This is a genomic window from Mesorhizobium sp. LNJC391B00, from assembly GCF_000502535.1.
Classification (GTDB): Bacteria; Pseudomonadota; Alphaproteobacteria; order Rhizobiales; family Rhizobiaceae; genus Mesorhizobium.
This window is the reverse complement of sequence record NZ_AYWI01000006.1, coordinates 605,312-617,875: the sequence shown is the minus strand read 5'-3', so window position 1 is coordinate 617,875 and position 12,564 is coordinate 605,312. Positions and strand designations below refer to the sequence as shown.

General features: G+C 62.9%; 12 protein-coding genes and 1 pseudogene. 5 read left to right on the top strand and 8 right to left on the bottom strand.

What is annotated here, in order from left to right; translation table 11 throughout:
• Positions 1-225 precede the first annotated feature (225 nt).
• Complete coding sequence (locus X750_RS146800) at positions 226-1,116, top strand: YicC/YloC family endoribonuclease (RefSeq protein ID WP_023747914.1); 891 nt, start codon at positions 226-228, stop codon at positions 1,114-1,116.
• A 24-nt stretch (positions 1,117-1,140) separates the two neighbouring features.
• The gene (gene gmk, locus X750_RS146805) at positions 1,141-1,797 is read left to right on the top strand and encodes a guanylate kinase (RefSeq protein WP_023689111.1); all 657 of its coding nucleotides are present in this window, start codon (positions 1,141-1,143) and stop codon (positions 1,795-1,797) included.
• Between the two features lie 33 nt (positions 1,798-1,830).
• Here gmk and X750_RS1000000167040 read toward each other — a convergent pair.
• The 8 genes and pseudogenes from X750_RS1000000167040 to lptF form a co-directional block, all read right to left on the bottom strand.
• A pseudogene (locus X750_RS1000000167040) lies at positions 1,831-2,122 on the bottom strand (type II toxin-antitoxin system RelE/ParE family toxin).
• Entirely contained in the window at positions 2,119-2,424 is a 306-nt protein-coding gene (locus X750_RS146810) for a type II toxin-antitoxin system RelB/DinJ family antitoxin (RefSeq protein ID WP_023747913.1), read from the bottom strand. Before X750_RS146810 ends, X750_RS1000000167040 begins: the two are co-directional and overlap by 4 nt.
• Before the next feature lie 68 nt (positions 2,425-2,492).
• On the bottom strand, positions 2,493-3,329 hold the full coding sequence (gene rsmA, locus X750_RS146815; protein ID WP_023747912.1) for a 16S rRNA (adenine(1518)-N(6)/adenine(1519)-N(6))-dimethyltransferase RsmA: 837 nt from the start codon (positions 3,327-3,329) through the stop codon (positions 2,493-2,495).
• A 38-nt stretch (positions 3,330-3,367) separates the two neighbouring features.
• Complete coding sequence (pdxA, locus tag X750_RS146820) at positions 3,368-4,396, bottom strand: 4-hydroxythreonine-4-phosphate dehydrogenase PdxA (RefSeq protein WP_031195193.1); 1,029 nt, start codon at positions 4,394-4,396, stop codon at positions 3,368-3,370.
• Between the two features lie 12 nt (positions 4,397-4,408).
• On the bottom strand, positions 4,409-5,338 hold the full coding sequence (locus X750_RS146825) for a peptidylprolyl isomerase (protein ID WP_023685693.1): 930 nt from the start codon (positions 5,336-5,338) through the stop codon (positions 4,409-4,411).
• Positions 5,339-5,429: 91 nt separating this feature from the next.
• Positions 5,430-7,877: an LPS-assembly protein LptD gene (locus tag X750_RS146830; RefSeq protein WP_023747911.1), complete on the bottom strand. Its 2,448-nt coding sequence runs from the start codon at positions 7,875-7,877 to the stop codon at positions 5,430-5,432.
• Positions 7,877-8,959 (bottom strand): LPS export ABC transporter permease LptG, encoded by a 1,083-nt coding sequence (lptG, locus tag X750_RS146835; protein ID WP_023702945.1) that lies wholly within the window; start codon positions 8,957-8,959, stop codon positions 7,877-7,879. The genes X750_RS146830 and lptG overlap by 1 nt, the downstream gene beginning before the upstream one ends.
• Before the next feature lie 2 nt (positions 8,960-8,961).
• Positions 8,962-10,161, bottom strand: coding sequence for an LPS export ABC transporter permease LptF (lptF, locus tag X750_RS146840; RefSeq protein WP_023672737.1), 1,200 nt, complete (start codon positions 10,159-10,161; stop codon positions 8,962-8,964).
• A gap of 32 nt (positions 10,162-10,193) precedes the next feature.
• Between lptF and X750_RS1000000165890 the strand changes: the two genes are divergently transcribed.
• From X750_RS1000000165890 to X750_RS146850, 3 genes are read left to right on the top strand one after another with little or no spacing between them, the layout of a single operon-like run.
• A complete protein-coding gene (locus tag X750_RS1000000165890; RefSeq protein ID WP_155923279.1) occupies positions 10,194-10,487 on the top strand; it encodes a hypothetical protein in 294 nt (97 codons plus the stop codon).
• A 49-nt stretch (positions 10,488-10,536) separates the two neighbouring features.
• Entirely contained in the window at positions 10,537-12,027 is a 1,491-nt protein-coding gene (locus X750_RS146845) for a leucyl aminopeptidase (protein ID WP_023747910.1), read from the top strand.
• Positions 12,028-12,035: 8 nt separating this feature from the next.
• Positions 12,036-12,485, top strand: coding sequence for a DNA polymerase III subunit chi (locus X750_RS146850; protein ID WP_023747909.1), 450 nt, complete (start codon positions 12,036-12,038; stop codon positions 12,483-12,485).
• The last annotated feature ends 79 nt before the right edge of the window (positions 12,486-12,564 follow it).

Sequence of the window (12,564 nt, the reverse complement as noted above, 5' to 3'; positions counted from 1 at the left end):
GGACAGAGGCGGACGCGCTGCTGCTTTGAACGAGTAGCGCCGTTCGAAGCGTCTTCGGTCTTGCTCGGGTGCCTCTGCTTCGCTCGATTTCAGCCCCGCGAGATCGAAACGACACCAGAAATCAAGATCTTGCCGGTATTGCGATTCTGACATTCGCGCTGCCCGTGATATCGAACGCATGCGCAATTATTAGAATCGGACCATCAGGGAGACACGAGCCGCATCATGAATTTGCAGAGCATGACCGGATTTGCACGCAATGTTGCCGAACATGACGGCGCCTCGATCGCCTGGGAGGTCAAGTCGGTCAACGGCAAGAGCGTCGAGGTCAGGTTGCGGCTGCCGCAAGGTTTCGAGCGGCTCGAACCGACTGTGCGGCAGACGCTGCAGAAGCGCTTTTCGCGTGGCAATTTCCAAGCGACGCTGACCGTCGGCCGCGCCGCCGGCCAGCAGGCGCAGCCGGTGGTCAACGAAGCCTTCCTCAGGGATCTGGCGGGCTTGGCCAAGCGGCTGCAGGACCAGTTCGGTGTTGGTCCGGCAACTGCCGACGGTCTGCTTTCCCTGCGCGGCGTGCTCGATATCCCTGAAACCAGCGAAACCGAGGAGGTGCGGGCAGCACTCGACGCGTCAATCCTGTCCGCGCTGGAAACGGCGCTTACAGGTCTCGAGCAGGCACGCCAGAACGAGGGCGAAGCGCTGCGTTCGCTGCTTTCCGGCCATATCGACGCCATTGAGGCGCTGACGCTTCAAGCCGAGGCCGACCCGTCGCGCGAACCGGCGGCGATCCGCGAGCGGATCGCCGAACAGGTGCGGCTGCTGATGGATGCGTCGGCCAATCTCGATGCCGGCCGGCTGCACATGGAAGCGGCGTTCCTGGCCACCAAGGCCGATATCCGTGAAGAGATCGATCGGCTGAAGACGCATGTGGCGTCGGGCAGAGCGCTGCTGGCAAATGGCGGCGCCATCGGCCGCAAGCTCGATTTTCTGGCGCAGGAATTCAACCGCGAATCGAATACGCTGTGTTCCAAGTCGAACGCCGCCACTGTCACCGCCATCGGGCTGGAACTGAAGGCGGTGGTCGACCAGTTTCGCGAACAGGTCCAGAATCTGGAGTAAACCCGAATGGGTGGCAAGGAGCCGATGGTTGCCAGGGATCTCGGATCCCGCATTCGCCGCCGCGGGCTGATGCTGGTCCTGTCGTCGCCGTCGGGCGCCGGCAAGTCGACGATCGCGCGCAACCTGCTGGAAAGCGACGGCAGCCTGGAATTATCCGTCTCGGTGACCACCAGGCCACGCCGCGGCTCGGAGATCGAGGGCGTCCACTATCACTTCCGCACCACGCGCGAGTTCGAGCGGCTGCGCGATTCCGACGCGTTGCTCGAATGGGCCGAGGTGCACGGCAATTGCTACGCGACGCCGCGCGAGCCGGCTGAACTGGCGCTGGCGCAGGGCCGTGACATGCTCTTCGACATCGACTGGCAAGGCGCCCAGCAGCTCAAGGAGAAGATGCGCGCCGACATCGTCTCGATCTTCATCCTGCCGCCGTCGATGAAGGAATTGAAGTCGCGCCTCAAGCGCCGCGCCGAGGACCAGGAGCACGTGATCGAGACCAGGCTGAAGAACGCCCGCAACGAGATCGAGCACTGGAAGGAATATGACTTTGTCATCGTCAACGACGATCTCGACCGCGCCTTCGCCGAAGTGCGTGGCATCGTGACGGCGGAAAGGCTGCGGCGCGACCGGCGGCCCGGGCTGTTCGATTTCGTCTCGGGGTTGCTGGACGAGAAGACTGAGTAGCTCGTCCACCGCTGGCAATCTAAATTAGCCGCATCAGCTGCCTGGCAGATCGTCCGGCCAACGCAGCGCTCCGTGAAGCACGCGCGGGATTCGAATCGTGCTGTTGGTCAGCTGATAGGCCGCGACATATGGCGTGCCGACGATGACGATCTCTCGTGTCCCTGCACGCCTGCCGATCCGGCCGCTTTGGGGAAGTCCGAAGACGGTTGATTGCGGCGACGATCCGCTCATCGGTGGCGATCGCGGCCGCAGGATTGTCGGCCTCGATATGCGCGAAGATGCCGTCGCGATCTGAATGCGCGAATGGCGACCAGACGATCTTCAAGATTTAGGTTCACCCGAACGCCGCGCCGCGGCGCGTCTCTCGGCAAAATGCGCCTCGATTTGATCATCAGGAATGTCTGGTCGGGTGTCGTCGAGCGCTTCGCGAACCTTGGCGCGAAACCATAAATCATACGCCTCGTTGTTTGTGACGAGATCGATGGGCAGCGCACCCTCGTTGGCGGTTCGGGTGAGCAATATCCGCACCGCATCCGAGACCGTCAGCCCCATGCTTTCGAGCACCGCCGAAGCTCGATCCCGGATGTCGGCGTCGATACGCGTCTGGACCAGTGCATTTGCTGGCATGGCAATCTCCTTCGACGTCAATGCAATTCGTTTGAATGACGATTGCTAGGCCGCGCCAGTGCCGCCGGTCAAACCGCGTTTGTCAGCCGCACGAATTCCTCGACGCTGAGCGTCTCCGCACGCCGGGTCGGATCGATGCCGGCGCGCGTCAGCAGTGCCTCGCCACCCAGGCTCTTCACGCTCTGCCGCAGCATCTTCCGGCGCTGGCCGAAAGCGGCTTCGGTGACGCGGCCGAGTTTTTTCACGTCGGTTGACAAAGGGTTGGCGCGCGGCACCAGATGCACCACCGACGACGTTACCTTGGGTGGCGGCGTGAACGCTTGCGGCGGCACGTCGAAGGCGATCCTCGCCTCGGTCCGCCAGCCCGCCAGCACGCCGAGCCGGCCATAAGCATCGCTGCCGGCACCGGCGACAATGCGCTCGGCCACCTCGCGCTGGAACATCAGCGTCATCGATTGATAGAAGGGTGGCCAGTCCGCCACGGTCAGCCAACGGATCAACAGCTCGGTGCCGATATTGTAGGGCAGGTTGGCGGCAATCCTCACCGGGCCGTCTTGTGACGCGGTCTTGGCAAGAGCGGCAAAATCCGTCTTCAGCGCATCGCCGCTGATCACCTCGAGCCGGCCCGGATAGTGGTTGGAGACCTCGGCCAAGGCCGCAAGGCAGCGTTCGTCGCGCTCGATGGCGACGACGCGGCCGGCACCGGCAGCGAGCAGCGCCCTGGTCAGCCCGCCGGGGCCGGGGCCGACCTCGATCACCGTGCTGTCGCTGAGGTCGCCGGCGACCCGCGCGATCTTGCCGGTCAAATTGAGGTCGAGCAGGAAATTCTGGCCAAGCGCCTTCTTTGCCTGCAGTCCATGGCGCTCGATCACCTCGCGCAGCGGCGGCAGCCCGTCAATGCTCATGAATTTTGGGCTCATGATTTGGGCTCATGATTTTGGGCTCATGCAGCTGCGGGCTTTGCGCCGGTATCGGCCAGCCGGCGGGCCAGCTTCAGCGCCGCGATCAGGCTGTCGGGACGTGCGATGCCCTTGCCGGCGATGTCGAAGGCTGTGCCGTGATCGGGCGAGGTGCGGATGAACGGCAGGCCAAGCGTGACGTTGACGGCCTCGTCGAAGGCCAGCGCCTTGGCCGGGATCAACGCCTGGTCATGATACATGCAGACCGCCACGTCGTAGCCGGCGCGGGCGCGCGCATGAAACATCGTATCGGCCGGCAGCGGCCCGAAGGCATCGATGCCTTGCGCCCGCAACATGTCGACCGCAGGACGAATGATGCGCTCGTCCTCTGTCCCCATGGCGCCGCTTTCGCCGGCATGCGGATTGAGGCCGGCAAGCGCGAGCCTCGGCCTGGCGATGCCGAAACGGCGTGCAAGATCGCCGGCGGTGATGCGCGCGATGGCAACGATCAGCTCCGTCGTCAGCGTCTTCGGCACCTCGGCCAGCGCGATGTGGATGGTGACCGGAACGGTGCGCAATTCGGGGCCGGCGAGCAGCATCACCGGCGTCACCGTGCCGCCGGTGTGGAGCGAGGCCAGATGCGCCAGATATTCGGTGTGACCGGGAAAGCCGAAGCCGGCATCGTAAAGCGGCTTCTTGGCGATCGGGCAGGTGACGACCGCGGCCGCGTGACCGGCAAGGCAGTCGGCGACGGCGCGATCGATGGCCTCGATGATACCGGCGGCATTGGCCGGGTCGGGCCGGCCGGGATCGTCGGTGAAGTGGGCCGCCAGCGGCACCACGGGCAAGGCGTGTTGAAAGACACCAGCTGCTTGGGCCGGCACCGTCTCGGCGATTGCCACCGCCGCGCCGAGCCGGCGCGCCCGCGCGGCAATCAGCGCCGGATCGGCGAGAAGATAGAAGGGCGCGGCACCGGAACCGCGGGCGCTCTGCCACGCGGCAATGGCGATTTCCGGACCGACGCCGGATGGATCGCCGACGCTCAGCGCCAGCGGAAGCTCGGTCTCACGCACGGCTGGGCCGGTTCAGCGCGTAACGATCTTGGCTTTCGCCTTCAGCTCTTCGACATATTTGGCCGAGAGCTCGTCGGCGTTCTTGTCGCCGCTGCCTTCGCTCTGGAACACCATCTGGGCCGCCTTGTCGTCGGAAACCTCGCGCGACGAGCAGATGCCGATGAATTCAATGCCGCGATCGGTCTCGCGCACGGCCGTGGCGCCGCCCAGCTTGGTGGCCTTGATCTGCTCGGCCCAGTCCGGCGGCAGTTGCGGCGCCAGCAATCGGGGGAGGTCGCGAACGGTGACGTCGATCAGGCCCTTGGCGAATTCACGCGTGGTGTTGCAGCCATTGAAGCGGGCGCGCATGGCTTCAGCCTCGCGCTTGCGTTTGGCGAGTGTGGCACTGCGCTCGGCCTTCGGCACCACGAAGATCACCTGCTGCAGCATGTACTCGGTGGCGCTTGGCTTGGCGCCGCCTTTTTCGAGCATGCGCTTGACCAGATCCTGTTCGCTCACCTCCCCGCCGCCGCCGCTGTAGCGTGCGCTCAGCGCCTGGTTCCACGCCATCTGGGAGCGGATGAATTCCTTGAAATGCTCCTTGGTCACGCCGGACTGCGCCATGACACCGTCGAGCTGCTTGAGCTGCATCTTGTTGCTCGAGGCAAAGCGCTGATAGGCAGCCTCTACCTGGGCGTCGGAGATGCGGATGCCGAGACGCCTGGCCTCCGCCATACGCAGCGTCTGGTCGATCATTTCCTGACCCGCGTCACCCTTCTTGCGCTGCAGTTTCAGGAAGGCAGCCCGGTGCGCGATGTCGCCGGTGGTGATCGGCATGTTGTTGACGACATACTTGATTTCACTGGCGAAGGCCGGCGGTACCATCGTGGTGACAGAGACCGAGGTCGCCGCGAACAGGAGCGCGAATCCTGCCGAAAACAGGTATTTCCTCATCGAAAGCATCCCAATTCTAGCCCGGTTTTGGCCGATTCCAGCCCGATATTGGTGAAATCCGTGCCCGCTTTATGCGGCAAAACGATGTCGTCAGCCGGCTCTACTGGATGGAGTCGATCGAGCTTTGGGACGAGCCGAAATCGCCGAGCGTGCGGAACGACAGGTTGAAGCCGACATTCTGCGACACTTCCTTGGTGTTGATGTCGCGTGATTCCGAGTACGTCATCAGGTAGGTGAAGCAGGAATCATTGTAGGCAAAGCCGACGCCGTCCTTGACCAGCACGCTTTGTTGCAGGTCGTAGGTGCCGGTGCCGAAGACGCGCCAGTTTTCGGCCAGGTGTGTCGAGGCGCCGAGCGTGACTTCGTGGCGGTCGGTGGTGAAACCATAGAGCGGCTGCGCCTGGATGAAGGCGTATTTGGCGCTCAGCGAAACCGGCAGGCCGGAATAGGCGGCCTTCACCTCGGCACGGCGAACTTCGAAGGTCTGCTCGTCGAAGCGGCCGCTAAAAGAGCCGGAGAAGCCGCTGGGGCTGCTGAAGCCGATAAGGCCGACATAGTCGGAGGTCGAAGTCTCCAGGCCGGAATCGGCGCCTGCATTGACCAGATCGGGTGAATCGAAGGAGTTGCGGCCGCCCAACTGGTAGGATTGGCCGAAGATCGCGTTGGTGCCCCAGCCATTGTCATAGGCGCCGGAATAGCGGAAGCCGACATTGGCGCGGCTGCCGCCTTCGACGCGATCGTAGCCGGAGAACTTGTCGCGCTCGAACAGCGTCGTGGCGTCGAAGACGAAGCTCTGTGCATCCTCGTTGGGAACGGCGAGCCCGCCGACATACTGTTCGTTCGGGCGCATGAAGACCTGCGCCATCGGCTCGACGATATGGCTGGAGCCGGTCATCGAGAACAGCACCGGCCAGCGCATCTCAAGGCCGGCGGTTGCCATATAGCGGGCAAACGAGGATCTCATATCGGCGGTGGTGTCTATTCGATGATCGGCGGCCATCGCATCAATGGCAGCGAGCGAACTTGAGGATGCATTGAGATAGTCGACGTCTCCCTGCAGAGCCAGAAGCGGCGTCAGCTGCAGTCCGCCGTCGGTGGTGAAGGTGCGCTTCCATTCGGCTTCGGCGGTGAGGCGGCCGGATTCACCCTCGATGCCGCGCACGCGCTGGACGCCCGAGTCTGGCGCATTTGGTTGATAGGGGACGAAATAGGCCTGATCGAGATCGTCGCGGCGAATGACTCGCGCATTGACGTTGAACGACAGCTGGCCGCCGGCCACCGACATGTCGGGGACGTAGGCATAGTCGAGCGACGGCAACACCCAGGGCTGCTTGTCGCTGCGCGATGCGACGTTGCCGTCCGGTGTGTTCTCCTGAACCTGGAAGCGCATGGCGCGCACATCGAAATAGTTGCGGTCGTTTAGGCCGGTCAGGTAGACCGACGATTGATGCACGGCGTCGTTGTAGCCTTCGATCGTATAGGTACGCGAAAAATTCTTGTCGGTCTGAAGCAGGATATCCCAGCCGAAGTCCCAGCGCGGATTGATGGCGAACTGGCCTTTGGTGCCCATCATGCCGCGGAATTTGTTCGGATCGCCTGCTGGCCCCGAATTGACATTGTAGCCGCCGGGGAAAGCCGCGAAATCGCGGAAAGCGCCAGGGTCCTGCTGGTTGATTCCGGCAAGCTTCAGCGTGTACTGGCCATTGTTGAAGCGCTGGCGCCACTCGGCCTCGCCGAGGAAACCCTGCTTGGTGTAGCCGCTGCCGGTAACGGTGAGGTCGTAGGTCGGCGACAAAGCGAAGTAGTAGGGGACTTTGACGCCGACGCCGAGACGGTTGTTGTAGCCGATGCTGGGGATCAGGAAACCGCTTTTGCGCTTGACCGTCGGGTCGGCGATCTCGAACGCCGGCAGATAAGCCAGCGGGAAACCGAAGAATTCGAAATTCGCGTTCTCGAAGCGAACCGTTTTCTTTTCGCCGTTCCAGATGATCTTCCTGGCTTTGATCCGCCAGGTCGGCGCCTTGTCCGGCTTGTCTTCGCAAGGCTCGCAGGCCGTATAGACGCCGTTGTGGAATGTTGTCAGCACGCCGCCCATGCGCTCGGCGCTTTCGGCGGCGAAATAGGCTTTTTCGGGCGTTTCGACGCGCAGCGCATTGACGAAACCGTCAGCGAAATCGTCGGTAATATCGATATGCTGCGAGTTGATCTTGGTGCCGTCGCTGTTGACGATCTCGACATTGCCGCTGGCAACCAGCCGCTTGGTGTTTCGATCATAGACGACGCGCTGGGCGACGAGCTTGTTGCCGCCATAGTCGATCTGGACGCCGCCGATGGCGGTGACCGTCTGGTTGTCGTTGTTATAGACGAGCGTGTCTGCCGCCAGCAGCATCTGGGAGCCGGAAGGAACCTTCGTTGCCACGTCGGTGACGTCCTGCGCCAGCGCAGGAGCCGTCAGCACGCCGCAGGCGAGCAGGCATGCCAAGGCGCTCGCCGAATAGAGGCGCGCCAAACCGGCCTGCCTATGGCTGCGCAAAGCCGCCTCCCTCACTAGCCGTCTTCCTTGTATAGCAGGAATGTCACCCCAAAGAACATAGCCACGACAACCGGAACCCATGCAGCCACGGCTGTGGGCACGAATCCCGCAACGCCGAATGCCTTGACCAATACCGAAACGACATAAAGCAGAAAGCCGGCGAGGACGCCACCCAGAATCATCGTTGCCGACTGCCCCATCCTCGCAAATCGCATTGAAACTGTTGCCGCAATCAGCGTCATGGCCACAAGCAGGAACGGTAACGCCACCAGCGAATCGAACTGCATGGCGAAGGCATTTGCCTTGAGGCCGAAGGAGCGGGCAACCTCAATCTTGCCGGGAAGGTCGTAAAACGGGATGGTTTCGGGGCGCGCCAGCCGTTCCTGCACGAATTCCGGCTTGAGGTTGGTCGGCAACTGGTCGGTCGTTTCGGAACGGATGTTGCCGTCCTTGAACACCTTGACGTCCTGCAATTCCCAGTAGCCGTCGCGCAGAAAGGCCCGCGCCGCGTCCTTGCGCTCGACGATATTGCCCTGCGGATCGAGGACGAAGAACACGGTGTCGGCCATTTCCAGGCCCTGGTTCAGGATGGCGCGGGCGCCGATGATGGTGTCGCCGGAGTTGGTTTTCTGGCGGATCCACGGCGTGGCATCGGCCGCCACCACGTTCGAATTGCCGGATCGCAGCTGGTTTTCCATCTGCTCCGACCATGAGAAGCCATGCGCGGCGATCGGATTGAGCACGCCGACCGACAATATGCCGAATAACAGCGCACCGATGCAGCAGGGCAACAGAAACTGCCAGGCCGACACTCCGGCCGATCGCGCAATCACCAGCTCGTATTTGCGGTTGAGCGACACCAGCGTCGCCATCGCCGAGAACAGGCCGACGAACGGCACGGTCTGCAGCATGATCATCGGCATCCTCAGCGCCGAGATGGCGACCGCCGTGCCGTAGGTGAAGCCCGGCAGGCCGGTGATGCGGCCGGACAGCTCGGTGAAGTCGATCAGGAACACCAGCGCCAGAAGGCCGATGAAGAACCAGATCGTGATCGACACGTAGCGAAAGAAGAAGTAGCGGCCCAGGGTCCAGCCCATCGTCAGGCTCCCTGGCCGGATGTGTAGCGCCGATTGAGGCGCAGCTTGAGCGCCGTCCAGCCATCGCTGACGCGGCCGGCGAAATTCGTCATCCAGTCGGCCCAGCTGCCGGGCAGTTCCATGCTTCGCGAGGTGACGATGAACCAGATGGCGACCGCCGAGGCGATGACCGGCACGCCATAGACCATATAGGCGTATTGCGGGATCTTGTCCGCCTTGCCGGCGGCAAAGAAGCCCAGCCAGCGCACGAACAGCGCAATGGCGATGGCTGTGATCAGCGGGTGGATGCGCGCCTCGCGGTGTGAGCGCGCATCGCCTGCCACGGCCAGCGCGATCAGCGCGAACACCAGCGAATAGGACCATTCGGAAAAGCGCTGGTCGAGCTCGGCCTTGTAGGCGCCGGGCCTGCGCTGGAAGATCTTGTCGTTCGGATCCGGGTTGAGCAGGTATTGCGTCGTTCGGTCCTTGGGCAGGAGCATGATATCGTTCGCCGCCGACATGAAGGCGGAAAGGTCGAAGGCGTAGGACGTGAAGCGGATGACCGACAGGTCGCCGGTCAGCGTCTTGCGATGAATGACGCCGTCATTCATCATCAGCACCTTCTCGTCACCCTTTTCGACGACGCTGCCGCTCTTGGCATAATAGATCAGATTGGCGCCTTCCTCGCGCGAATCGGCCACGAAGATGCCGCCGAGCCGGTTGTCCGGCAGCCGCTCGCCTATCTGCAGGAACAGCCCGTCGTCGATCTTGCGGAACGTGCCTTCCTGGATGATCAGCGACAAGAGATCGGCGCGCGAGGATGCTATCAGCTGGCGGTTCTTCTGCCTGGCATAGGGTTCGACGCCATTGTCGACCGCGAAGGAAAAGACGCTGGCCGCCAGCGCGATCAGCAGGACCGGCCGCACAATCGTCCAGCGCGAGGCGCCGGCGGCGTTGATGACGGCCAATTCCGAATCGGAGTTCATGACGCTGAGCGTCTGGGCCACCGCCACCACCAGGGCGAATGGCACCACGATCGGGATGATGGTGGGGATGATGAGGCCCGCGACCTCGAAAAAAGTGAGCGCCGATTGGCCACTGTCGGTGACCAGGTCGATGCGGGCAAGCACCTGCGTCGTCCAGACAATGGCCAGCGTCCAGATCAGCGCAGCGAGAAACACCGCCAGTGCGCGACGCATGATGTAGCGTTCAACGACCTTCATGTAAGGCTTTTCTCGATTTGCCGAACGGCATCATGCCCGCCGACAAGGTAGTCGTCCGGCTGCGGCTGTACAACTGGGTGCGTTTGGCCATTTCTTTCAGGCGGTTCGATCCGATTCTCCGTCCCACATCGCCCGTCCCGCAGGCCGGAGTGTCGGCGGCAATGGATAAGAAAGGGAGAACATCAATGGTTAACAACAGGTTGCGGCAGGAAAGCGGAGCCGTGCCGCGACGAATCGTTATCGATTCCGCTGCGCATATGAGCCCTGATTCCGGCAAAGTCTTGCCAAATCAAGGAAAACGACCAAATGTCGCGCATCTTCCCTGAGAATGCATTTTTCCTGAAAATCTGAGCCGTTTCCCGAAAGCAGGACCTGATGACTTTGAGACCATTGATCGCCTTCGCCAAATTTGCCGCACCCAAAAAGGGCAGCATCTTCGTGCTGGCGGCCGACGATGGTGGTCTTGGCGAACCGGCAAAGGCCTGCGACCCCTCAGGAACGCTGGCGCGGGCGTTTCCGGTGGCGGAGTTTTCCGGAAAATTCGCCGGTGTCGTCGAAGTGCTGGCGCCGCAGGGAACATCGCTCGACCGACTGGTGGCGGTCGGCGCCGGCAAGGTCGCCGGCCTCGATGACTTTGACTGGCTGAAGCTTGGCGGCACCATCGCCGCGTCCCTGCGCAAGGCAGCGGAGGTGGCCGTCATCCTCGATGTGCCGGGCGCAAAGATTGGCGGCAGGCAAGCGGCGAACCTTGCCGCCGGCATCATTCTGCGCAGCTACTCCTTCGACAAATACAAGACCAGGAAAGACAAGGACGATGCCGAGCCGAAGAAACCGGTCAAGGTGACCATCCACACCGCCGATCCTGCCACGGCGAAAAAGGCCTTCGCCGACGAGGTTGCGGTCATCGACGGCGTGCTTCTGGCGCGCGACCTTGTCAACGAACCGGCCAATACGCTCGGCCCGATCGAATTCGCCGCCCGCGCCAAGGAACTGGAAGCGCTCGGCGTCGAGGTCGAGATCCTCACCGAGAAGGAAATGAAGAAGCTCGGCATGGGCTCGCTCCTCGGTGTCGCGCAAGGCTCGCCACGCGGCGCCCGGATGGCTGTCATGCAATGGAAGGGCGGCAAGGCCAAGGACGCACCGGTCGCCTTCGTCGGCAAGGGCGTCACCTTCGACACCGGCGGCAATTCGATGAAACCGGCTTCCGGCATGGAGGACATGAAGGGCGACATGGGCGGCGCCGCGGCCGTCATCGGGCTCATTCAGGCGCTAGCCGCGCGTAAGGCCAAGGCCAATGTCGTCGGCATCGTCGGGCTGGTGGAAAATGCCGTCGACGGCCATGCCCAGCGCCCCGGCGACATCGTCACCTCGATGTCGGGTCAGACCATCGAGGTGCTCAACACCGATGCCGAAGGACGCCTCGTTCTGGCCGACGCGCTGTGGTATTGCAACGACCGCTTCCAGCCGAAATTCATGGTCAATCTGGCGACGCTGACCGGCGCCATCATGGTCGCGCTCGGCCAGCACTATGCCGGCCTGTTCTCCAACAATGACGAACTGTCGGACAGGTTGACGGCGGCCGGCCAGGCGACGCAGGAGCGGCTGTGGCGCATGCCGCTTGGGTCCGAATACGACAAGCTGATCGATTCCAAGAACGCCGACATGAAGAACATCGGCGGCCGCTATGGTGGCGCCATCATCGCCGCGCAGTTCCTGCAGCGCTTCGTCAAGGAAACGCCGTGGGCGCATCTCGACATCGCCGGCACCGCGATGGGCTCTCCGCCGAGCGAGATCAACCAATCCTGGGGTTCGGGCTTTGGCGTCAGGCTGCTCGACCGGCTGGTCCGCGACAATTACGAGGGATAAGGCAGGGCATGGCCGATGTCCTGTTCTACCACCTGACCGAATCGACGCTGGAGGATGCGCTGCCCGGCCTGCTCGAGCGCAGCGTCGATCGCGGCTGGCGCGCCGTGGTGCAGACCGGGACCGAGGAGCGGCGCGACGCCCTCGACCAGCATTTGTGGACGTTCAGGGACGATTCGTTCCTCGCGCACGCGACCGACCGTGAAGCCCATCCGGCCGAACAGCCAATCCTGCTCACCACAAGCGACGGCAACCCCAACCAGGCGCAGATACGCTTCCTCGTCGATGGCGCCGCTCCCGCCGATCTCGCCGGCTACGAACGCGCCGTGTTCCTGTTCGACGGCCACGATGCGGCCCAGGTCGAAGGCGCGCGGATGCATTGGAAGACGTTGAAAGAGGCCGGCCACGCGGTCACCTACTGGCAGCAGACGCCCGACCGGCGCTGGGAACGCAAGGCGTAAGCGCTTTTGCCGGCGCGTCTTGAAAACGACGCTGTTATCGCCGAACGATCCGACTTAGGAATTGCGAAAAGCGCAACTC